This window comes from Salinivibrio sp. IB872, from assembly GCF_001995345.1.
Lineage (GTDB): Bacteria > Pseudomonadota > Gammaproteobacteria > Enterobacterales > Vibrionaceae > Salinivibrio > Salinivibrio proteolyticus.
Map to the genome: position 1 here is coordinate 70,991 of NZ_MUFO01000018.1, position 22,311 is coordinate 93,301.

A 22,311-nucleotide genomic window follows, 5' to 3' on the forward strand; every position below is an offset into this window, starting at 1 on the left:
TGTCCCAACAAGGATCAAAAAAACCCCGATAAGATCGGGGTTTTATATCGCGTGGGCTTAGGCTTCAGATTGGTTTTCTGAGTCTAGCGGTTTTTGCTTTTTATCATCAGACGCTTCAGAGGAAGCCTCTGGTTTTTTCGGTGTGTCATCCGATGATGAGCCACCACTGCCACCTTCCCAACCAGCTGGCTCGCGAACATCGCGACGTGCCATCAGGTCATCAATTTGGGCAGCATCAATGGTCTCGTACTTCATCAGTGCATCTTTCATCGCGTGCATGATATCCATGTTTTCTTCTAGGATTTCTTTCGCACGGTGATAGTTACGGTCGATGATGTCACGGATCTCGCTATCAATCAGGCGCGCAGTGTCATCAGAGACATGCTTTGTCTGCGTCACAGAGCGACCAAGGAAGACTTCACCTTCATCTTCAGCATAAAGCAGCGGGCCTAGCTTCTCAGAGAAACCCCATTGCGTCACCATCTTACGGGCGATATCGGTCGCTCGCTCAATATCGTTTGATGCCCCGGTCGACACTTTGTCTTTGCCATAAATCAGCTCTTCGGCCAAGCGACCACCATAAAGGCTCGAAATCATCGACTCGAGGTGCTGACGAGACATGCTGACTCTGTCTTGCTCTGGCAAGTACATGGTGACACCTAACGCACGGCCACGCGGGATAATCGACACTTTGTACACAGGATCGTGCTCAGGCACTAAGCGACCGACAATCGCGTGTCCTGCTTCGTGGTACGCAGTCGACTCTTTGGTTTCTTCCGACATCACCATTGAGCGGCGCTCAGCACCCATCATGATTTTGTCTTTGGCAAGCTCAAACTCGACCATCGACACCACGCGCTTGTTACCACGCGCGGAGAACAACGCAGCTTCGTTCACCAAGTTGGCAAGATCGGCCCCCGAGAACCCGGGTGTACCACGCGCAATCAAAGATGCATCGACGTCGTTACCCAACGGCACTTTGCGCATGTGTACTTTAAGAATATGTTCACGGCCGCGCACATCAGGCAGGCTGACCACCACTTGGCGGTCAAAACGACCAGGACGCAATAACGCGGGGTCCAGAACGTCTGGGCGGTTAGTCGCGGCAATTACAATCACGCCTTCATTGCCCTCAAAACCATCCATTTCAACCAGCATTTGGTTCAAGGTTTGCTCACGTTCATCGTGACCGCCTCCAAGACCCGCACCACGCTGGCGGCCCACCGCATCAATCTCATCGATAAAGATGATACACGGCGACGCTTTCTTGGCTTGTTCGAACATGTCACGTACGCGTGAGGCACCCACACCCACGAACATTTCTACAAAATCAGACCCCGAGATGGTAAAGAAAGGCACTTTCGCTTCACCGGCAATCGCTTTTGCCAGCAAGGTTTTACCGGTACCCGGAGGACCAACCATGAGTACGCCGGTTGGGATCTTACCCCCTAACTTTTGGAAGCGGCTCGGGTCGCGCAAGTAATCCACCAGCTCTTTGACGTCTTCTTTGGCTTCGTCACAACCAGCCACGTCATTAAAGGTGGTTTTGACTTGCTCTTCGCTCATCATCTTGGCTTTGGATTTACCAAATGACATGGCGCCTTTACCGCCGCCACCTTGCATTTGGCGCATGAAGAAAATCCATACCCCAATCAGCAGCAACATGGGGAACCATGAGATGAAGATCGAGGCCAGCATGCTTGGCTCTTCAGGTGGCGTGCCTTTTACGCGCACGTTTTTGTTGAGCAAGTCGTCCAGCAACTTAGGATCGTTATACACAGGCATGAAAGTGACATAGCGTGAGCCGTCACGTCGGGTAATGGTCAGCTCACGATCGTCAAAAGTTACTTCCTGTATTTGATCGTTGCCGATTTCACGTACGAAGGTGGTGTAGTCGACTTGACGACCGGCGCTGTCGCCTGGTCCAAAGCTTTGGAACACAGACATCAAGACAACGGCGATAACCAGCCACAAAATCAAGTTTTTTGCCATGTCACTCAAGGTGTTAGCCTCGCATAACTGAGATAGATAAATGTAAGGGTACTACAGTTTATAACCTGTAGCCACAATGTAGACCTCACGTGAGCGCGCACGTGACGAGTCAGGTTTCCGAATTTTGACCGCTTTAAACATTTTACGCACTTCGGCCAAATACTGATCAAAGCCTTCGCCTTGAAATACTTTTACAATAAAGGCGCCATCAGGCCCCAATACTTCACGACACATTTCGAGCGCAAGCTCGACCAGGTACATCGCACGAGGTTGATCTGCCGCCTGATTACCACTCATGTTCGGYGCCATATCAGACATCACCACATCAACCATGTCCGGTTGGATACGATCTAACAGTGCATCAAGGACGGATTGTTCGCGAAAGTCCCCTTGTAAGAAGCTGACACCGGGCAGCGAGTCCATCGGTAGAATGTCACACGCAATGACTTGGCCCTCGTCGCCGACTTGCGTCGCCGCGTATTGCGACCATCCGCCCGGCGCGGCCCCCAAATCAACCACTGTCATGCCCGGTTTTAGAATACGGTCTTTTTGCTGAATTTCTTCAAGTTTAAAGATAGCGCGTGAGCGATACCCTTTTTTTTGTGCTTCGTTGACGTATTTATCGTCAAAATGTTCTTTTAGCCAGCGTCCGGAGCTAGCAGAGTGCTTTTTTTTACTCATGGTTTTCCTAAAAGTGGCTCTCGCTTTGGGTCGCATTCAGCGGGAATTCAACGCGTTGTTCCTGCTTTCTCACCTTTCTGGTCATGTCGGCAATCGCGCTCAACCGCCAGCAACACGATGAGCACCATTTATACTGTTTCAGTTTGTGGTGAGATGGCGTTAGAATGGCATGTTTTCAACCCCTAGCAAATAGAAATCGAGCCAACATGAAACTCAGCACCAAACAAAAACAGTATCTCAAAGGACTGGCTCATCAGCTCAAGCCCGTTGTATTGATGGGCGCAAATGGCTTAACCGAAGCCGTGGTCGCTGAAATTGAGCTTGCTCTTGACCACCATGAGCTGATTAAGGTGAAAGTGGCCTCTGAAGACCGCGAGACCAAGAACCTGATTGTTGACGCCATTATTCGTGAAACTGGCGCAGAAAAAGTACAGGTTATCGGTAAAACCTTGGTGATCTATCGCCAAAGCGAAGAGCGTAAAATCGAGCTGCCGCGCAAATAACCGAATGGTTCGCGGTAACTTGCCGCATACCTTAACAAAAAGGCCGCATTGCGGCCTTTTTACTGTGTCAAAGTCAGAGAATGTTTACACTCTGTAACACTTTCTCTTAAAGATACTCGACTTTATCGATTTCGAATTCTTTTAACCCACCCGGTGTAGTGATGCTGACTTCGTCACCTTCATCTTTACCAATCAAACCACGGGCAATGGGGGAGTTCACTGAGATCAAGTTCGCTTTGATATCCGCCTCATCGTCACCAACGATGCGATACGTCACTTCCTCATCCGTGTTCACGTCAATCAGTGTCACGGTCGCCCCAAAAATCACTTTGCCGTTTTGTGGCATCTTGGTGACATCAATCACTTGTGCCACCGAGAGTTTATATTCGATGTCACGGATTTGCGCTTCGCAGATGCCTTGCTCCTCGCGAGCGGCATGGTACTCTGCGTTTTCTTTTAGATCGCCCAGTTCACGCGCCTCAGCAATAGCGTTGGAGATCTCAGGGCGACGCTTGATCAACTTATCCAGCTCTTCACGCAGCAGTTTCTCACCGCGTACGGTCATTGGCACTTTATCCATAAATGACATTACCTCTTTCAATCCGCAGCAAAGGGATTTTGGCAAAACAAAGCCACGCCCAAACCAAAGATTCGGGCGCGGCGTAATTCAACTCTTTCATCAGATTGTAAACAAGAATCCGCGCAAAATCACCTTTGATCCAAGCAAAGCGTGAGGCCTATACGGCACGCACCGGTACAAAAGCACGTACAGCCGCAGCCGGTGTGCGTTTGACGCTTGTCTTCAATGCTATACAAGGTAGGATGAGCAAAGACAGAACTGACCGAGCACGCATTCATGACAGGTTTTATTCGACAAACGATTGTACTGGTTGGCCTTTTATTGATCAGCGCCCTTTCGCCCGCCCTTTCGCAATCACTGCGCGTTGACCAGCTCACTCCAGTCCTCCCCCAAGGTAGCCAACTGGCATTGTGGGTGAGTGATGTCAAAACCAATCATCCTCAAGTTGCCTTGCAAGCGGATGCATTACTGCCGCCAGCCAGCACGCAAAAGCTGGTAACCGGTCTCGCCGCTCGCTTATATCTGCCAGAGACCTTTCGTTTTTCTACTCGGTTAGTCCAAGCTGGTGATGATATTGCGCTGGTGTTTAGCGGTGATCCGCTGCTCACACGCAAAGACTTGCGCCAACTACTTCGCCAGCTGCCCGCACGAGGGCTCACCACGATTAATAACGTCTTTTTAGATGGTCATATCTTTAGCGGTAAATCACGCGCCGTTGGCTGGCCGTGGGATATTCTCGCTGTTTGTTATAGCGCTCCCTCGACGTCCATTGCGCTCAATCACAATTGTGTGCAAGGCGCGATATACAGCACACCAGACGCCGACCATACCCGTGTCCATGTTCCTAGCCATCAACCGATCACAGTCATCACCGAGGCACGCGCGGTCAGTGAAGAGCAAAAAGACGCGGCACACTGTGACTTAGACCTTACCGCAACTCCCCGCAATCATTATCGTTTTTCTGGCTGTTTAGCGCATCGAGAGCGACCGCTGCCGCTCAATTTTGCCGTGCAAAATCCGCCCGCTTATGTGAAAGCGATAATTGCCGATGAATTAGCCCGGCTCGGCGTCAAAGTAACAGGCAATATTGTACAGGCGCGCACTCCAAACCAAGCCCGAGAGCTGGCGCGTCACGACTCCGTCAACTTGGAAGCCTTGCTAACCCGCATGATAAAAGACTCGGATAACTTAATTGCGGACAATCTGCTGAAAACAGTCGGCCAGCGCTATTTTCAGCAACCAGGGTCGTACCGAAATGGTGTGGCGGCAGTGAAAGCAATCCTCGCCGAGAAAGGGCTGGATCTTACCCATGCCATCATGGTTGATGGCTCGGGGCTATCGCGGAATAATCGTTTAAGTGCACGCCAGCTTTCTGAGGTGGTGCACTATATTCTCACCCACCCAGAATTAGGCCTCAAAGCGATGCTGCCCATCGCCGGGATTGATGGCACCTTAAAATACCGCCAGAGTGTGCGTCGCGCGCCCATCAAAGGGCGGTTATTTGCGAAAAGCGGATCACTTTACGGCAGTCATAATTTGGCAGGGTTTATTGAAACTGACGACAATCAGCAACAAATTGTGGTACAGCTGGTTAGCCACTACCACCCTGATGACGAGGCCTTGCCAGATAACGTGCCAGCCCCCATCACTCAGTTCGAGCGAGAGCTTTATCAGGCGCTGATCCATCGCCGTCTGCTGCCTTAAACGCGCCTTTAGCAAAAAAAAGCGCCCACCGGATGGTGGGCGCTGTCTGTATCAGCACGTCGTCGTTTACTTATTCAATACGCGCGCATGAAGCGCTTGTACCGAATTGACTTTGCTCATGTCTGCCGCCGTCAATGCCATACAAGTGGCAAAAGCAGCATTCAGTGTGGTGGTATAGTTCACCTTGGCAGCGAGTGCGCCACGACGTAGCACTTTCGAGTCTTCAATCGCTTGGCGTCCTTCGGTGGTATTCACAATGTAGCTGTACTCACCGTTCTTGATCCGGTCAAGAATATGAGGACGCCCTTCGTGAACCTTGTTGACCAATCGAGGATTGATACCCGCTTCGCCCAAAATCACGGCTGTACCGTGAGTGGCATCCAGCTCAAATCCTAATTTCAGCAGCTTAGCGGCCAAGTCGACCACACGTTGCTTGTCATTGTTACGTACCGATAGCAGTGCGCGTCCCCCTTCGCTGTAGGCTTTCCCGCAAGCTAAATCCGCTTTAGCGAACGCCTCAGCAAAAGTGTCGCCAACTCCCATCACTTCACCGGTTGAACGCATTTCAGGGCCCAACAATGGGTCAACACCGGGGAACTTGTTGAAGGGTAACACCACTTCTTTGACTGAGTAGTAAGGCGGGATCACCTCTTGGGTAAAGCCTTGCTCAGTCAGCGATTGGCCCGCCATCACACGCGCTGCAATTTTGGCGAGTGGCACACCGGTCGCTTTCGACACAAACGGCACCGTTCGTGCGGCACGCGGGTTCACTTCGATCAGGTAGATCTCATCGTCTTTAACCGCAAACTGCGTGTTCATGAGGCCACTGACCCCCAGTTCCAACGCCAACTTACGCACTTGCTCGCGCATCCGGTCTTGAATGTCATCGCTAAGGGTGTAAGCCGGCAGAGAGCAGGCCGAGTCACCGGAGTGCACACCCGCTTGCTCGATGTGTTCCATGATGCCACCAATCACTACGGTTTCACCATCACACACCGCATCAATATCCACTTCCGTGGCATCGTCGAGGAAATGGTCGAGCAATACTGGGGATTCGTGCGACACACTTACGGCTTCGTTAAAGTAACGACGCAGATCGGTCTCGTCATACACAATTTCCATCGCTCGTCCGCCTAGAACATAGGAAGGACGCACCACCAGTGGATAGCCAATGTCTTTAGCTTTTTCAACCGCTTGCTCTAACGCGGTCACCGTTGCATTCGCCGGCTGCTTGAGCCCTAAACGCTGCACGGCATCTTGGAAGCGCTCACGGTCTTCCGCGCGGTCAATCGCGTCTGGGCTAGTGCCAATAATCGGTACCCCAGCCGCTTCAAGGTCACGTGCCAATTTCAGTGGCGTTTGCCCCCCGTATTGCACAATCACGCCTTCCGGTTGCTCCACACGTACAATCGCCAGTACATCTTCAAGCGTCACAGGTTCAAAGTAGAGACGGTCGGACGTATCGTAATCGGTCGAGACGGTTTCAGGGTTACAGTTAACCATGATGGTTTCATAGCCATCTTCACGTAGCGCCAGTGACGCGTGCACGCAACAGTAATCGAATTCAATGCCTTGACCGATGCGGTTCGGACCACCGCCCAATACCATGATCTTTTTCTTGTCGGTTGGCTGCGACTCACACTCCTCATCATAGCTGGAGTACATGTACGCAGTATCTGACGCAAACTCCGCGGCGCAGGTATCTACGCGCTTGTACACAGGATGGATGTTGAATTTATCGCGCAACTTGCGGACTTCAATTTCAGACACACCCAGTAATTTGGCAAGACGCGCATCGGCAAACCCTTTGCGTTTTAGCTGGCGCAATGCGGTTTCATTAAGCCCCGCAAAGCCATGCTCGCGAACTTGTTGTTCCTGTTTAACGATGTCTTCAATTTGCACCAAGAACCAGCGGTCGATGTTCGTCAGATTAAAGATGCCATCAACTGACATGCCGGCTCGGAACGCATCCGCAATGTACCAAATACGTTCTGCACCTGGCTCTTTGAGCTCATGACGAATGCGAGTCAGGGCGTCAGCGTCGTCCAAGTTCACCATCTCATCAAAACCTGACGCGCCCACTTCCAAACCACGCAAGGCTTTTTGCAGTGACTCTTGCTGGTTACGGCCAATTGCCATCACCTCGCCCACTGACTTCATTTGCGTGGTCAAACGGTCATTCGCACCGGCAAATTTTTCAAAGTTAAAGCGCGGAATTTTGGTCACGACATAGTCGATGGTCGGCTCAAAAGAAGCCGGAGTCGCACCGCCTGTGATGTCGTTCATCAACTCATCAAGGGTAAAGCCGACAGCAAGCTTAGCCGCCACCTTGGCAATCGGGAAACCGGTGGCTTTTGAAGCGAGCGCGGATGAGCGCGACACACGTGGGTTCATCTCGATGATGACCATGCGTCCAGTTTTAGGGTCAATACCAAACTGTACGTTCGAGCCGCCCGTCTCAACACCAATTTCACGCAGCACCGCCAGTGATGCATTTCGCATCAATTGATATTCTTTGTCGGTCAGCGTTTGCGCAGGTGCCACCGTAATGGAATCGCCGGTGTGGACGCCCATGGCATCGAAGTTTTCAATCGAACAAACAATGATGCAGTTATCATTTTTATCCCGCACCACTTCCATTTCATACTCTTTCCAACCAATCAACGACTCATCAATCAGAAGCTCATTGGTGGGGGACAGGTCGAGACCGCGTTCACAGATGTCCTCGAACTCTTCTTTGTTATAAGCGATCCCGCCTCCGGTTCCTCCCATTGTAAAAGAAGGACGGATGATGCAAGGGAAACCGACTTCATCTAAAACCTTGTAGGCTTCATCCATGCTATGGGCAATCCCTGCACGAGGACACTCAAGGCCGATGCTGCGCATGGCTTCATCGAATCGGTGTCTGTCTTCGGCTTTATCAATTGCATCTGCGGTGGCGCCGATCATCTCCACACCGAATTCGGCGAGTACGCCGTGGCGCTCGAGATCCAGCGCACAGTTCAGTGCGGTTTGTCCGCCCATGGTCGGCAAAATTGCATCAGGACGTTCTTTGTCGATGATGTGTTTCACAACCTGCCATTGAATCGGCTCAATGTAGGTCGCATCGGCCATTTCTGGATCGGTCATGATGGTGGCAGGGTTCGAGTTCACCAGAATGACACGATACCCTTCTTCACGCAGCGCCTTACACGCTTGTGCCCCTGAATAGTCGAACTCGCAGGCTTGGCCAATAATGATTGGGCCTGCGCCCAGGATAAGAATGCTTTTGATGTCTGTGCGTTTTGGCATGCTCAACGACTCCAATTAGGCGCGGTGTTGTTTGATGAGGTCGATAAAGTGATCGAAAAGGGGCGCAGCATCATGTGGCCCTGGGCTTGCTTCAGGGTGCCCTTGGAAGCTAAAGGCTGGCTTCTCGGTATGATGGATCCCTTGCAAGCTGCCATCGAACAAGGACACATGCGTCGCACGTAATGTATCAGGCAAGCTGTCATTGTCTGCGGCAAAGCCGTGGTTTTGGCTGGTGATCATCACCACCCCACGCTCTAAATCTTTCACCGGATGGTTAGCACCATGGTGGCCAAACTTCATTTTGACCGTTTTCGCACCGCTCGCTAGCGCCAAGATTTGGTGCCCCAAGCAAATACCAAATAATGGCACGCCTTCCGCTAAGAAGGTTTGGGTGGCCGCAATCGCATAATCACACGGCGCCGGATCGCCAGGGCCATTAGATAAGAAGACACCATCGGGATTCATCGCCAGCACTTCGTCTGCCGGGGTGGTTGCCGGTACCACAGTCAAACGGCAGCCGCGGTCGACCAACATGCGCAAGATGTTGCGCTTGGCACCAAAGTCGTAAGCGACAACATGGTAAGGCAATTCACTGTCCGGCAATGCATCTGGTAGGCCCTGATGCAGCTGCCATGATCCTTGCGTCCAGCTGTAACGCTCCTGCGTCGTCACTTCTTTGGCAAGATCCATCCCTTTCAAGCCCGGAAAATCTTGTGCCTTGGCCAGCGCCAGCGCTTCATCAACGCTCTCTCCGGCCACAATACAGCCATTCTGCGCCCCTTTTTCACGTAACAAACGAGTGAGCTTGCGTGTATCAATGTCGGCGATGCCAACAATGTTGTGTTGTTTGAGGTAATCAGAGAGGGATTGTTGATTGCGGAAATTGCTAGCTAACAGGGGAAGATCGCGAATGACGAGGCCTTGGGCGTGGACTTGGGAGGATTCTTCGTCTTCGGTGTTGGTGCCGGTGTTGCCAATATGGGGATAGGTAAGTGTTACGATCTGACGGGAATAAGAGGGGTCGGTTAATATTTCTTGATACCCCGTCATCGAGGTATTGAAAACCACTTCTCCCACCGCGGTGCCATCAGCGCCGATCGGGGTACCGTGGAACACTGTCCCATCTTCTAGGACTAAGAGCGCAGACTTGCTCAAGACAACCTCCAGTTATATAGAAATGCACTTTTTACGACTAACGTTGCATTCACGTATTCCATCTAAGATCAAAACTCACGTCAAGCTGAATTTTGACAAATTGCGCGCATTCTAGAGATGCGAGGTTTGGCTGTCAATAATGCGTGCTACTTTTTATTGTATTTACTAAGCACTCAAGAAAAACAGGCCACCTAAGCAAGATAAAGCACTATCTTGTCTGTATTTTAAAACCAAAGAGCTAGATAAATTGGCAGAGAAATAACTTTTTTACCCAAACCGAGAGAGAAACATAAAACTGGCGTGCGCAAACGTTTACTGCGCAACAAAGATCATAACTGGAAGAGTTATCGCGTCGAAATGCTGTCAACAAGGGGAAAAAAAAGCAAAAATTACGACAATATGAAGTGCGTTGTATGAGAAAAAGAAAGGGGGATAAAAAAACATCGCGCCGAAGCGCGATGCATAATTATTTAAGATTAAGTACATCCTGCATGGTATAAAAACCTTGCTGGTGTTGATTGAGCCATACCGCGGCACGGACCGCTCCCTTGGCAAAGGTGGAACGACTTGACGCTTTGTGCGTGATTTCAACACGCTCGCCAATATCCGCAAACATGGCGGTATGCTCCCCCACGATATCGCCAGCGCGAATAGTGGCAAAGCCGATTTCATTTTTGCTACGCTCGCCAGTGATCCCTTCTCGGGCATACACAGCGACATCACTCAGCTGGTTTCCCATCGCTCCGGCAATGGCTTCTCCCATTCCCAGTGCTGTGCCCGATGGCGCATCCACCTTATGGCGGTGATGCGCCTCAACAATCTCAATGTCGCATTCCTCACCCATCACTTTGGCGGCTTGTTCAAGCAGTTTAAATACAAGGTTCACGCCGACACTGTAATTGGGGGCCATCACCACTGCCGTCGCTTCTGAGGCATCTTGGATGGTTTGCTTTTGTGCGTCATCAAATCCAGTTGTTCCAATCACCAACTGCTTGCCTTTTTGTTGGCACAACGCCAAGTTCGCGAGTGTGGCCGCGGGTGCGGTAAAATCAATGATCACATCAAAGTCATCCGCCACTTTGGCCAGATCGTCCACCACTTGTACGCCGAGGCGGCCCACACCCGCCAGTTCCCCTGCATCCGTCCCAATCAAGCTTGATTCAGGCCGCTCACTCGCCGCCCCCAATGTTGCGCCTGTGTATTGCGTAACCGCTTGAATAAGATTGCGTCCCATACGGCCGGCTGCACCAGCAATGGCAATACGTACCATGGTTCTCCCCTCTTTTACTTCACCAGCAGCGCTGGCCACCTATCCATTAACCCATCACTGTAGCGCGTTCGTTTCAGCTTGTATATTGCTGAAAGTGGCCCAGAAGCATGCTAACAAAAAGGGAAGCTTTCGCTTCCCTTTAATTTTGTCGATGGGTAACTAGGTCACCTCACGAATTTGTAACTCTTTCGGCACTTCGAAGAACATGTTTTCTTCACGGCCACTCAGGTTTTCTACCTCAGTGGCACCCAACGCCTTCACGCGGGCAATGATCAAATCAACCAATTCTTCTGGTGCCGAGGCGCCAGCAGTGATCCCAACCGTGTGCTTACCCTCGAACCACGCCGGATCAATGTCTTCCGCGCAGTCGGTTAGGTACGCCGGGGTTCCCAGTTTTTCGGATAACTCGCGGAGACGGTTTGAGTTCGAGCTATTCTTCGAGCCCACCACCACCATCACATCACAGCTTTGGGCGAGATCACGCACTGCATCTTGGCGGTTTTGTGTCGCGTAGCAGATATCATCTTTGCGTGGACCTTGAATGTTGGGGAAGACCTGACGCAAGGTATCAATCACATCAGCGGTTTCGTCCACTGACAGCGTGGTTTGACTCACATAATGCAAGTTATCTGGGTCGTTGACTTGAAGCGTGTGCACATCCGCTGGCGTTTCAACCAAGTACATACCGCCGGTTTCACTGGCATATTGACCCATAGTGCCTTCCACTTCGGGGTGTCCAGCATGACCAATCAGTACCACTTCCATATTTTTACGGCTGGCTCGCGCCACTTCCATATGTACTTTGGTCACCAAAGGGCAAGTTGCATCAAACACCGTCAGCTGACGGGACTTGGCTTCATTGCGCACCGCTTGCGATACACCGTGGGCCGAGAAGATCACAATGCTGTCGTCAGGCACTTCGCTTAATTGTTCCACAAACACCGCGCCGCGTTGCTTTAGGCCTTCCACCACAAATCGGTTATGCACCACTTCATGGCGCACATAAATGGGAGGCTGATAAATTTCCAAAGCACGTTCAACGATGCTGATCGCGCGATCGACACCAGCACAAAAGCCTCGGGGATTCGCAAGTAGGATCTTCATGACTTTGCCTTATTGCACACTGATTATTTCTACGTCAAAAATCACGGTTTTCCCTGCCAACGGATGATTGAAATCGACCGTCACAGATTCGCCACTAACCTCGGTCACGATACCGGGAATTTCTTGTCCTTGAGGACCGCTAAACGCAATGATGGCACCCACTTCAGCAGGCGTGTCTCCCCCAAACTGACGGCGGTCCATATAGTGGATATTATCCGGGTTTGGCTGGCCGAATGCATCTTCAGGTGCCAGCGTAAAGCTGCTTTGCTCCCCTTCATGCAGCCCTAATAGACAACGCTCAAAGTTCTCGGTCAAGCTGCCGTCTCCCATCACTAACTTGGCGGGTTTTCCGGCATTGTGGGTGCTGTCGGCGACCGAGCCATCTTCAAGCTTAATGGTAAAGTGCATCAATACTTCGCTGGATGCGCTAATCGCTTTCATGATCTGTCCTTATCGAAAGTCGTGTTGGGCTAATTACTACGAGCGACCCCTAGGTCGCCGATGACTGCTCATGACGAAAACTATCTAGCACCACTAAAACGGCGCCAACACAAATGGCTGAGTCAGCGAGATTAAAAGCCGGCCAATGTGAATTGCCAATGAAAAAGTCGAGAAAGTCGATCACATAGCCATGAACGAGGCGATCAAATAAGTTACCCAATGCCCCACCGATAATCATGGCATAGGCGATATTGAGCATGCGCTTACTTGCCGGTGTCACTCGCATCCAGTATGTCAGCAAGCCGCTCACGCCTAACGCGATAACGCTAAAAAGCCAACGCTGCCAACCGCCTGCATCGCTTAAAAAGCTAAATGCCGCACCATGGTTATGGACGTAGGTAAGATTAAAAAACGGCAGTAATTCAATGCGGTTCGCGGGACCATAGCCCATGGTGTTCATCACCAGCCACTTACTGCCAATGTCTAAAACGAAAACCAGAGGCGCCAGCCAAAGCCAGCGCCATCCTGATTGCGAGAGTGAGTGAGAGGTCATCACGCAAATTGGCGAGTTTCGCCTTCTCCTGCAATGTTAGTCACACAGCGGCCACAAATTTCTTCGTGTCCTTCGATCGTGCCCACATCAGCAACATGGTGCCAACAGCGGTCACATTTTTTCGCTTCAGACGCCACAACGTCAACAGATAGCCCTTCGACATCCGTTTGCGTCGCAGAGGATGGCGCCTCACCAGCGATCACTGTCGCTTTCGAGGTCAGCAGCACAAAGCGTAACTCATCGCCCATCATTTGCAGCTTTTGCGCAAACTCCGCCGGCGCGTATAGCGTGACTTCGGCTTCAAGTGAACCACCAATGACCTTGTCATTACGGGCCTGCTCGAGGGTTTTATTCACCGCGGCACGCACATCCAGCAGTTTTGCCCAGAATGCATTGTTGAGCACGGCATCGTCTTCTAAGCCAAATAAGCCGTCATACCAGACGTCGGTGAACACAAACTTGTCGCGTTCGCCAGGCATTTCATTCCAGATCTCATCTGCCGTGAACGACATAATCGGTGCCATCCAACGTACCAACGCTTCGACAATGTGGAACAGTGCGGTTTGGCAACTACGGTGCGCGTGGCTCCCCGCTTTCGCGGTGTACTGACGGTCTTTGATGATATCCAGATAGAAAGAGCCCATCTCAATCGAGCAGAACTGCATCAAGCGTTGGGTGACTTGGTGGAAGTTGCAAGCTTCAAACGCTTCGGTGATCTCTTGTTGTGCGGCTAATGCACGCCCAACCGCCCAGCGGTCAACCGCCACCAGCTCATCGGCAGCGACACTGTCTTGCTTAGGATCAAAACCATGCAGGTTTGCCAGCAGGAAGCGTGCAGTATTACGAATACGGCGATACGCATCAGCGCTACGTTTTAGGATCTCATCCGATACCGTGATCTCACCGGTGTAGTCGGTTGAGGCCACCCACAGACGCAGGATATCGGCGCCCAGTTTGTTCATCACATCTTGCGGCGAGACAGTATTCCCCAGTGATTTCGACATCTTGCGGCCTTTGCCGTCAACCGTGAAACCATGAGTCAGCACTTTGCGATACGGTGCWTTGCCTTTGATCGCCACCGAGGTCATCAACGAAGACTGGAACCAACCACGATGCTGATCTGACCCTTCGAGGTACATATCCGCTTCTTGGCCGTTAAACTCGTCGCGCTGGTTAACCACCGCGTAGTGGGTCGCACCAGAGTCAAACCAAACATCCAGCGTATCGAGGACTTTCTCATACTGTTCAGCGTCATCACCCAACAGTTCATTCAGATCCAGATCCCACCAAGCTTGAATACCCGCTTTCTCAACCCGTGCGGCAACTTGTTCAATCAAGTTCAGCGTGTCTGGGTGAAGCTCTGCGGTTTCTTTGTGAACAAATAGCGCAATCGGCACGCCCCAGGTACGTTGACGTGAAATACACCAATCAGGGCGACCATCTACCATCGACTCGATACGGTTTTGGCCCCACTCAGGGATCCAATCAACGTTCTTGATCTCTTGCAACGCTTTATCACGCAGACCCGCTTTCTCCATCGAGATAAACCATTGCGGTGTGGCGCGGAAGATGATTGGCGTTTTGTGACGCCAGCAGTGTGGATAGCTGTGCTCATAGGCATGGTGATGCAGCAGAGCATCATGCGCTTTCAGCGTTTCAATCACACTGTCATTGGCTTTAAAGACATGTTGGCCGGCAAACAGTGGGGTATCCGGTAAATAGACCCCGTTACTGCCCACTGGGTTTGCCACTTCAAGATCGTATTTTTGACCGACCACAAAGTCTTCTTGGCCGTGGCCAGGTGCGGTGTGTACCACACCCGTACCCGACTCTGTCGTGACGTGATCACCCAAGATCACGGGCACATCAAAATCGTAAAATGGGTGCTTCACGCGTTTCAGCTCAAGCGCGTCACCCTTACAGAAACCGAGGTTGTGGTAGTGCTCAATACCCGCGCGATCCATCACCTCTTTGACCAGTTCGGCCGCGACGATAAGGCGCTTAGGTTGCTCGCCTTCAACTTGTACTAAAACATATTCAAGGTCAGCGGCCACCGCTACCGCACGGTTAGCAGGCAAGGTCCAAGGCGTCGTAGTCCAGATCACCACACCCACTTCGCCTTCACCTTGATGATCACCAGCAAGACTAAAGACACTGATCAGTGCTTGTTCGTCAACCGCACGAAAGATCACATCAATCGATGGCGAGGTTTTATCTTGATATTCCACCTCAGCTTCTGCCAAGGCCGAGCCACAGTCCGTACACCAGTGCACCGGCTTAAAGCCTTTGTGCAAGTGTCCATTGGCGGCAATTTTACCCAACGCGCGGATGATGCTGGCTTCGGTATTGAAGTCCATGGTCAGGTAAGGTTTGTCCCACTCACCTAAAACACCAAGACGTTTAAAGTCTGCTTTCTGACCTTCCACTTGTTTGGCTGCGTATTCACGGCACTTTTCACGGAACTCAGCGGTTGAGACTTTTTGACCGGGTTTACCGACTTTTTTCTCTACCATCAGCTCAATCGGCAAGCCGTGGCAATCCCAGCCAGGTACATACGGTGCGTCGTAGTCCGCTAGCGTTTTTGATTTAATAATAATGTCTTTGAGAATTTTATTAACTGAGTGACCAATATGAATGTTGCCGTTCGCGTACGGAGGACCGTCGTGCAAAATAAATGTTTTTTTGCCTTTCTTCGCTTGACGGATAGCACCGTACAGATCTTCATCGTACCAACGCTTGAGCATATCAGGCTCGCGCTTAGCAAGATTACCTCGCATCGGAAACGCAGTTTCCGGCAGGTTTAAGGTATCTTTATAGTCACTCATTGATTATTGATTCCGTATGGAGGTTACACTCTAGACATTATTCACATCAGCCAGCCACGCACGCGCAGCTGATGCATCTCGTTGAATTTGCATTTTTAGTGCGTCAATAGACGCGAATTTGGTTTCATCGCGAAGTTTATGCAAAAGATAAACTTCCAACTGTTTGCCATATAAATCGATTGATTGATCAAATAGATGGACTTCGAGCTGCTGGCGTACACCGTCGACCGTCGGCCGTACACCAACGTTAGCCACACCGGGTAACCGCTGTCCGGTCACGGCGCCTTCCACTTGTACGGCATACACACCTGAAACCGGGGAAACGCGGCGTTTTAGCAGTACATTGGCGGTCGGGAAGCCAATCGTGCGCCCTAACTTACGCCCATGCGCGACGCGTCCACAGATGCTGTAAGGTCGCCCCAACATGTCCGCCGCCTCGGCAAGATGGCCTGCGGCTAACGCATCGCGAATCGCCGTACTGCTCACTCGGCGGTCACTGACGCAAAAACTTTCGGTACTGACCACATCAAAGTGATGTTCCTGGCCTGCTCGTGCGAGGCGCGCAAAATCACCGCTTCGCTTCAAACCAAAACGAAAGTCATCGCCGACTACCAGAAACTTAACACCCAATTGTTCGACCAACAAGCGGTCAACAAAGTGATCAGCACTCATGGCCGCAAATGCAGGGGTGAAATTCACGCACAGCAGGCGGTCAACGCCCAGCTTCGCTAACTGGGTATATTTATCTCGCAACCTCGACAGGCGCGCCGGCGCTTTTTCACCTTTAAACAGCTCTAACGGCTGCGGTTCAAACAACATCACAGTCGCAGGTAGGTTCAGCGCTCGGGCCTTTTCCACCACTTGGCGCAACACCGCCTGATGTCCCAAATGGACACCATCAAAGTTACCGATGGTCAGGACACAACCTCGGTGGCGCGCTCGTATGTTATGGATACCTCGGATTAATTCCATCGCCTGCTGACTATTTGAACTATTGAAACTGGCGGATTATATACTAGTCAGGGCTGGCAATCAGCCCTGGATTCACATCCGACCCTTGAATTACCCGCGATGACGAATATCACCAAGTCGCACACCGCATAACAGTGCGGTGCATAAATACACCACACTGCCACCGAGGATCAGTCCAGCCAACACCATGCTGCGCATCGACAGAGACATCTCGACCCAGCCATTTAATGTCGGCATCAGTGTCATTAACACCGCCACCATTGCTGCTACCGCAACCACTAAACGGCCAATATATAAAGCCGTCGCACGAGACAAACGGTAAACACCAGCACGGTGTAGGCCTTGATAGAGCAAGCCCGCGTTGATCAGTGCCGATAACGCCGTAGCAATCGCAAGGCCAACATAACTGAACAAATAGGCAAAGATAGCGTTAAACACCATATTGCTTATCATGGCAATCACACCAAATTTCACCGGTGTTTTGGTGTCTTGTCGTGCGTAGTAACCGGGCGCGAGGACTTTGATCAACATAAAGTTGACCAATCCACAGGCATAGGCCACCAGCGATAAACTGGCCGCCTGCACATCTTCGACACCGAACTCGCCTCGCATAAAGAGTACCATCAGCATGGGCTTTGCTAACAAAATCAACCCCACCATGGCAGGAATACCCAGCAACAACACCATGCGCACTCCCCAATCCATGGTCGCAGCAAATTGGGTGGGCGATTTATCGACATGACGCTGGGAAAGCGCCGGCAGGATCACGGTCGCAATGGCAATGCCAAATAAGCCTAACGGAAACTCGAGTAAACGATCGGAGTAATACAGCCAACTGATGGAGCCTGTCATCAAAAAGCTGGCAATGAAGGTATCAAACAATAGGTTAATCTGGCTCACCGAGACCCCAAAAAGAGCCGGGATCATCAGTTTGCGGATCTTTACCACCCCAGGATGGTGCCAACCCCACTTGGGTTTTACCAGCATGCCCTCTTGCGATAAGAAAGGAAGCTGAAACAGCAACTGAACCAATCCACCAATAAAGACCCCGACCGCCAAACCGATTTCAGGTTGTGCAAGATAGGGCGACAGCCAAATCGCCGCGGCAATAATCGCAACATTGAGGAATACAGGGGTAAAGCTTGAAACGGCAAACTTATTAAGCGTATTCAGGATGGCGCCCGATAGCGCCACGAAAGTAATAAACCACAAGTACGGGAAGGTAATTTTCAGCATCAAGCTCGCTAACTCGAACTTGGCCCCGTCAGGGCGACCATCCAACCAGTCGACAAACCAACCAGTCCCAAATAACGCCGCCAACACAGGCGAGCCAATGACACCGAGCAGGGTGACAATCGTCACTAACCCACCCAAGGTACCGACGACACTGGCAACCAGCTCGCGAGATTGCGTCCGATGATTATCGTCTTTATCCAGCGCCTGATACTCAGTCAATACGGGGACAAAGGCCTGTGAAAACGCACCTTCTGCGAATAAACGACGCAAAAAGTTAGGGATTTTATTGGCGAAAAAAAACACATCGGCGGCAGCCCCTGCCCCCATCAAGTTGGCAATCACCACATCCCGCACCAGCCCCAACACGCGGGACACCAGTGTCATGGTGCTAACGATTAGCCCAGAGCGTAATAGTCGCTTACTCACGGTTACCTCTTGAAAACACGTGCCTCTATTGTGCGCCACCCCATGCGTGTTGATGCTCGCTCACTCATGCAGGCCAAGTGATAATGGCATGCAAAACGGAAATAAAGGTGACGTAGGGCCTGAAATGCTGATAGAATCAGCCGCCATATTAACCGTGATAACCCCGCAGCGCCAACACTACCTTGGGGCGGCGGATATTTGCACAAATGAATTGACAATAGAGGCAAAAAGAGGCATAGTCCTCCGCCTTGAAATGTCACCGAACAAAAGATTTGGGAGTTAGACCCTTGGCGAATATCAAATCTGCTAAGAAGCGTGCGATCCAATCTGAGAAGCGTCGCCAGCACAACGCAAGCCGTCGCTCTATGATGCGCACTTATATGAAGAAAACTGCTGCTGCTATCGCTGCAGGCGACAAAGAAGCGGCAACTGCTGCTTTTGCGCAAGTACAGCCTATTCTTGATCGTTCAGCCACCAAAGGCCTGATCCACAAGAACAAAGCAGCACGTTACAAAGCAAGCTTCGCAGCACAAATCAAAGCGCTGTAATAGCTTTTTTGCTTTGCATCATGCATAAAAAAACCGGCCTCGGCCGGTTTTTTTATTGCGCGTTGATTAATGTGCTTTATCAATCACCGCAATACAGATCGTGTAATAGCTGGATCACCGCTTTCACTTCTTCACTTTTCAGCGAGTAATAGACCGTTTGCGCCTCTTTTCGTGTATCCACCAAACCGTCTTTACGTAACCAAGCAAGATGTTGGGATAAGGCCGATTGGCTCAAAGGCACCCGTTCAACCAACTGTCCAACCGAAAGTTCGCCTTGTAGTAAATAGCACAGAATAAACAGACGCTTTTCGTTTGCCATGGCTTTCAGCAAGCTTACCGCTTTCGGCCCGTTTTGTTGCATTTGGGCTAAATCCATTTGACTTCCACTTCAATTGTTACCACCTTGCTCGAGTCTAGCACGATCTCACCACAAGCCTGTAACTAAACGAATAAGTGACTGTAATCAGCTTCGCAAATCCGTTTGACGGCGGGGTGCTGAATCATTCGCTCAGCAAAAATCACATAGTACTCTTCCTTGACCGTCTCCAGGTTTGCAATCGGTGCAACATTACCGACGCCACTGATTTCATTAGCGTAGGTGCTGGGAGCGATAAACAATGCCTGATGGTTGATCCCAAACGCTTTCATTAACGCGGAGTCATCAAACTCCCCCAAAATATTGGGAACAATACCTTGTTGATCAAACCACTGCATCAGTTTGCGACCCATCGCTGTCGCTCGGCTTGGGATCAACAATTTCTGGTTCGCAAGCAGTGTGGCGAGCGGTATATCGGCCAATATATCTGGGTGAGAGGCAAACAAGCTCATACTGCACTCGCCCAGTTTGACGCTGAATAACCCCGCTTGCTGCGTCGAATCAACCGGACAGTCCGACAAAATCATATCCAATTTGTGCTGGGACAGTTGCTCTAACAACATTTCATGTGTCGATTCAAAACAGCGCAAATGAATTGCGTTATCGTCAGGTACTGCGTGGAGTAACACCTGACTGACTAACCGCTTGGATAATGCATCGGCGACACCAACGTCAAATAGGATATTCTCTTGCTGACTGTAATTAACGATATCGAGCATTTCGTAGCTCAAACCAAACATACGATCCGCATATTGAAACACCAGCTGCCCCAACTCTGTGGGCTCAACATGCCGGCCGTTTCGCTTAGTCAGCTTCCCATTAAGTCGTTGCTCGAGTGCTCGGATTTGTCCAGTGACCGTTTGAGGGGTTAAGCAAAGCTTATCGGCACCTTTGGTAATCGAGCCTTGCTTGCAAACCATCCAAAAATAGTAAAGGTGGTTGTAATTAAGATGCGCCATGACTTGCCATAAAAAAACGCCAAGCCAGCAGCTTACGCTGCCAACTTGGCGCCTTCAAGCGAAATGAATGGGTTAGTTTTTCATATCGTCTTTATCCAGCGGCTTTCTCACGCGCTCACCGGCGCGATGCTCTAATGCTCGCTCTGAGAAGCTTGCGCTATCCGCGGCGCGCGTAGACTCTGCATCAGCGGACGCCGCCGCTTTGCCGTCCTCGACACCTGCAAGGTAGGCCTCGCATACTTGGCTGTTGTCGTTGTTGCCTTGGCAATATGTCTCGTAATTGGCCGCAAGCGCCGTTCCCGAGACACCCAACAGACTAGTAATCAACGCTAACTCCATTTTCTTCATCTTCGTCTCCTTCTTCAAAGGCGCTGGCTGGCGGCAACATAAAATGCAGAACCAAGTAGCCAATCACTGCCGACAAGGTTGATCCTATCAAGATCCCGAGTCGAGAGAATGTGACGAACTCACCATTCACACCGACGAAGGCCAGTGACGAGATGAAAATCGACATGGTAAAACCAATACCACACAGTAAGGACACCCCAAAGATTTGTGAGAATGTCACTCTTGCCGGCATTTTCGCAATACCAAGTTTTACGGCTGCCCAACTAAAGGTAAAGATACCGAGCGGTTTACCAATCAACAAACCTAATGCAATACCGAGAGGCAGCATTTCGGTTAAGCTTGCTAGCGAGACGCCATCGAGTGAGACGCCAGCATTAGCAAACGCAAATATCGGCAGAATCAGATACGATACATAAGGATGCAATGCATGTTCGAGCTTTTTCAGTGGTGACGGCGCATCCTCTGTTTTGCCTTTCAACGGAATCGCAAAACCTAATACCACACCCGCGAGTGTCGCATGCACGCCTGACTGTAAGACACTGAACCAAAGCACCAAACCAACCACAATATAGGCGGCAATATTGGTGACATTGCGCATATTCATCCCAACCAGCACTAGGGTTGCGACAAAGGCACTGGCGAGCGCCATGATGGAAAGGTCGCTGCTGTAAAACAGAGCAATAATCACGATGACGCCCAAGTCATCGATTATCGCCAGTGCTAATAAGAACACTTTAAGTGCCAGAGGGACACGGTTCCCCAAGAGCGCTAATACACCTAAGGCAAAGGCAATATCAGTGGCTGCTGGGATCGCCCAACCGGACACAGCAAGCGGGTCACCCCAGTTAAACGCTAGATAAACCAGCGCGGGAGCCAACATACCGCCCACCGCCGCAACGGCAGGGAAAGTGGCTTTATCTTTGGTGTTTAACGCCCCTTCGATTAATTCCCGTTTAACTTCTAAACCAATCAGCAGGAAAAAAATCACCATCAGGCCGTCGTTGATCCAGTGACCCACGGACAGACCTGCAACATAGGTATGAAGCGTGCTGTCATATAAAGGCTGTAGATCCGAGTTCGCCACGWACATCGCTAGCACAGCCGCAATAATCAGCACAATACCTCCTGCAGATTCCATTTTTAGAAACTGACGAATGACATCAGTCATTTAAGCACTCCATACAAAAAAAGTGGATTTCCGTAGTCTAGACAGCCAGACCCGTTTTCTAAAAATCGTTTGTTCTGATAGTAAACATCGGAAAAACCGATGTAAAATCTCACTTACTATTGATTTATTCGCAGTCTAAACATTTGTCAACGAATTTTACCGTCCACCATTTAGCATAG

Annotated in this window: 19 protein-coding genes; 3 read left to right on the forward strand and 16 right to left on the reverse strand. The window is 50.8% G+C overall.

Annotated features, from left to right (window positions below; translation table 11 throughout):
• Positions 1 to 57: 57 nt before the first annotated feature.
• On the reverse strand, positions 58 to 1,992 hold the full coding sequence (gene ftsH, locus BZJ18_RS09410; RefSeq protein WP_069589903.1) for an ATP-dependent zinc metalloprotease FtsH: 1,935 nt from the start codon (positions 1,990 to 1,992) through the stop codon (positions 58 to 60).
• A gap of 51 nt (positions 1,993 to 2,043) precedes the next feature.
• Entirely contained in the window at positions 2,044 to 2,673 is a 630-nt protein-coding gene (gene rlmE, locus BZJ18_RS09415; RefSeq protein ID WP_069589901.1) for a 23S rRNA (uridine(2552)-2'-O)-methyltransferase RlmE, read from the reverse strand.
• Positions 2,674 to 2,879: 206 nt separating this feature from the next.
• On the opposite strand from rlmE, the gene yhbY reads away from it, so the two are divergent.
• Positions 2,880 to 3,176, forward strand: a complete 297-nt coding sequence (gene yhbY / locus BZJ18_RS09420; RefSeq protein ID WP_069589899.1) for a ribosome assembly RNA-binding protein YhbY — start codon at positions 2,880 to 2,882, stop codon at positions 3,174 to 3,176.
• A 106-nt stretch (positions 3,177 to 3,282) separates the two neighbouring features.
• Here yhbY and greA read toward each other — a convergent pair whose 3' ends face one another.
• Positions 3,283 to 3,756 (reverse strand): transcription elongation factor GreA, encoded by a 474-nt coding sequence (greA, locus tag BZJ18_RS09425; RefSeq protein ID WP_069589897.1) that lies wholly within the window; start codon positions 3,754 to 3,756, stop codon positions 3,283 to 3,285.
• A gap of 276 nt (positions 3,757 to 4,032) precedes the next feature.
• On the opposite strand from greA, the gene dacB reads away from it, so the two are divergent.
• The gene (gene dacB / locus BZJ18_RS09430) at positions 4,033 to 5,460 is read left to right on the forward strand and encodes a serine-type D-Ala-D-Ala carboxypeptidase (RefSeq protein WP_198532225.1); all 1,428 of its coding nucleotides are present in this window, start codon (positions 4,033 to 4,035) and stop codon (positions 5,458 to 5,460) included.
• A gap of 66 nt (positions 5,461 to 5,526) precedes the next feature.
• Here the strand turns inward: dacB and carB are convergent, their stop codons facing one another.
• The 9 genes from carB to murJ all read right to left on the reverse strand — a co-directional run bounded on the left by carB (position 5,527) and on the right by murJ (position 18,733).
• The gene (carB, locus tag BZJ18_RS09435; protein ID WP_077456279.1) at positions 5,527 to 8,751 is read right to left on the reverse strand and encodes a carbamoyl-phosphate synthase large subunit; all 3,225 of its coding nucleotides are present in this window, start codon (positions 8,749 to 8,751) and stop codon (positions 5,527 to 5,529) included.
• A gap of 15 nt (positions 8,752 to 8,766) precedes the next feature.
• The gene (gene carA, locus BZJ18_RS09440) at positions 8,767 to 9,906 is read right to left on the reverse strand and encodes a glutamine-hydrolyzing carbamoyl-phosphate synthase small subunit (protein WP_077456281.1); all 1,140 of its coding nucleotides are present in this window, start codon (positions 9,904 to 9,906) and stop codon (positions 8,767 to 8,769) included.
• A 466-nt stretch (positions 9,907 to 10,372) separates the two neighbouring features.
• Positions 10,373 to 11,176: a 4-hydroxy-tetrahydrodipicolinate reductase gene (gene dapB / locus BZJ18_RS09445; protein WP_069586574.1), complete on the reverse strand. Its 804-nt coding sequence runs from the start codon at positions 11,174 to 11,176 to the stop codon at positions 10,373 to 10,375.
• A 159-nt stretch (positions 11,177 to 11,335) separates the two neighbouring features.
• Positions 11,336 to 12,280 (reverse strand): 4-hydroxy-3-methylbut-2-enyl diphosphate reductase, encoded by a 945-nt coding sequence (gene ispH, locus BZJ18_RS09450; protein ID WP_069586573.1) that lies wholly within the window; start codon positions 12,278 to 12,280, stop codon positions 11,336 to 11,338.
• A gap of 9 nt (positions 12,281 to 12,289) precedes the next feature.
• The gene (fkpB, locus tag BZJ18_RS09455) at positions 12,290 to 12,721 is read right to left on the reverse strand and encodes an FKBP-type peptidyl-prolyl cis-trans isomerase (protein ID WP_069586572.1); all 432 of its coding nucleotides are present in this window, start codon (positions 12,719 to 12,721) and stop codon (positions 12,290 to 12,292) included.
• Between the two features lie 49 nt (positions 12,722 to 12,770).
• Positions 12,771 to 13,274, reverse strand: a complete 504-nt coding sequence (gene lspA / locus BZJ18_RS09460; RefSeq protein WP_069586571.1) for a signal peptidase II — start codon at positions 13,272 to 13,274, stop codon at positions 12,771 to 12,773.
• A complete protein-coding gene (gene ileS, locus BZJ18_RS09465; protein ID WP_077456283.1) occupies positions 13,274 to 16,099 on the reverse strand; it encodes an isoleucine--tRNA ligase in 2,826 nt (941 codons plus the stop codon). The genes lspA and ileS overlap by 1 nt, the downstream gene beginning before the upstream one ends.
• A 30-nt stretch (positions 16,100 to 16,129) precedes the next feature.
• A complete protein-coding gene (ribF, locus tag BZJ18_RS09470; RefSeq protein ID WP_077456285.1) occupies positions 16,130 to 17,071 on the reverse strand; it encodes a bifunctional riboflavin kinase/FAD synthetase in 942 nt (313 codons plus the stop codon).
• A 90-nt stretch (positions 17,072 to 17,161) separates the two neighbouring features.
• Positions 17,162 to 18,733, reverse strand: a complete 1,572-nt coding sequence (gene murJ, locus BZJ18_RS09475; protein WP_077456287.1) for a murein biosynthesis integral membrane protein MurJ — start codon at positions 18,731 to 18,733, stop codon at positions 17,162 to 17,164.
• Between the two features lie 287 nt (positions 18,734 to 19,020).
• Here murJ and rpsT point away from each other — a divergent pair, with 287 nt between their 5' ends.
• Positions 19,021 to 19,281, forward strand: coding sequence for a 30S ribosomal protein S20 (gene rpsT, locus BZJ18_RS09485; RefSeq protein WP_069586567.1), 261 nt, complete (start codon positions 19,021 to 19,023; stop codon positions 19,279 to 19,281).
• 79 nt (positions 19,282 to 19,360) lie between these two features.
• On the opposite strand, the gene BZJ18_RS09490 is transcribed toward rpsT, so the two are convergent.
• The 4 genes from BZJ18_RS09490 to nhaA form a co-directional block, all read right to left on the reverse strand.
• On the reverse strand, positions 19,361 to 19,657 hold the full coding sequence (locus BZJ18_RS09490) for an ArsR/SmtB family transcription factor (RefSeq protein WP_069586566.1): 297 nt from the start codon (positions 19,655 to 19,657) through the stop codon (positions 19,361 to 19,363).
• 65 nt (positions 19,658 to 19,722) lie between these two features.
• The gene (gene nhaR / locus BZJ18_RS09495) at positions 19,723 to 20,616 is read right to left on the reverse strand and encodes a transcriptional activator NhaR (RefSeq protein ID WP_077456291.1); all 894 of its coding nucleotides are present in this window, start codon (positions 20,614 to 20,616) and stop codon (positions 19,723 to 19,725) included.
• Positions 20,617 to 20,688: 72 nt separating this feature from the next.
• Positions 20,689 to 20,964, reverse strand: a complete 276-nt coding sequence (locus BZJ18_RS09500; protein ID WP_077456293.1) for a hypothetical protein — start codon at positions 20,962 to 20,964, stop codon at positions 20,689 to 20,691.
• On the reverse strand, positions 20,933 to 22,132 hold the full coding sequence (nhaA, locus tag BZJ18_RS09505; protein ID WP_077456295.1) for a Na+/H+ antiporter NhaA: 1,200 nt from the start codon (positions 22,130 to 22,132) through the stop codon (positions 20,933 to 20,935). Before nhaA ends, BZJ18_RS09500 begins: the two co-directional genes overlap by 32 nt.
• Positions 22,133 to 22,311: the final 179 nt, after the last annotated feature.

What these genes read in the sequence shown, in the direction of transcription:
- ftsH (WP_069589903.1), bottom strand. Translation starts at nt 1,992, where the DNA reads ATGGCAAAAAACTTGATTTTGTGGCTGGTTATCGCCGTTGTCTTGATG.
- yhbY (WP_069589899.1), top strand. Translation starts at nt 2,880, where the DNA reads ATGAAACTCAGCACCAAACAAAAACAGTATCTCAAAGGACTGGCTCAT.
- greA (WP_069589897.1), bottom strand. Translation starts at nt 3,756, where the DNA reads ATGGATAAAGTGCCAATGACCGTACGCGGTGAGAAACTGCTGCGTGAA.
- dacB (WP_198532225.1), top strand. Translation starts at nt 4,033, where the DNA reads ATGACAGGTTTTATTCGACAAACGATTGTACTGGTTGGCCTTTTATTG.
- carB (WP_077456279.1), bottom strand. Translation starts at nt 8,751, where the DNA reads ATGCCAAAACGCACAGACATCAAAAGCATTCTTATCCTGGGCGCAGGC.
- dapB (WP_069586574.1), bottom strand. Translation starts at nt 11,176, where the DNA reads ATGGTACGTATTGCCATTGCTGGTGCAGCCGGCCGTATGGGACGCAAT.
- ispH (WP_069586573.1), bottom strand. Translation starts at nt 12,280, where the DNA reads ATGAAGATCCTACTTGCGAATCCCCGAGGCTTTTGTGCTGGTGTCGAT.
- fkpB (WP_069586572.1), bottom strand. Translation starts at nt 12,721, where the DNA reads ATGAAAGCGATTAGCGCATCCAGCGAAGTATTGATGCACTTTACCATT.
- lspA (WP_069586571.1), bottom strand. Translation starts at nt 13,274, where the DNA reads ATGACCTCTCACTCACTCTCGCAATCAGGATGGCGCTGGCTTTGGCTG.
- ribF (WP_077456285.1), bottom strand. Translation starts at nt 17,071, where the DNA reads ATGGAATTAATCCGAGGTATCCATAACATACGAGCGCGCCACCGAGGT.
- BZJ18_RS09490 (WP_069586566.1), bottom strand. Translation starts at nt 19,657, where the DNA reads ATGGATTTAGCCCAAATGCAACAAAACGGGCCGAAAGCGGTAAGCTTG.
- nhaR (WP_077456291.1), bottom strand. Translation starts at nt 20,616, where the DNA reads ATGGCGCATCTTAATTACAACCACCTTTACTATTTTTGGATGGTTTGC.
- BZJ18_RS09500 (WP_077456293.1), bottom strand. Translation starts at nt 20,964, where the DNA reads ATGAAGAAAATGGAGTTAGCGTTGATTACTAGTCTGTTGGGTGTCTCG.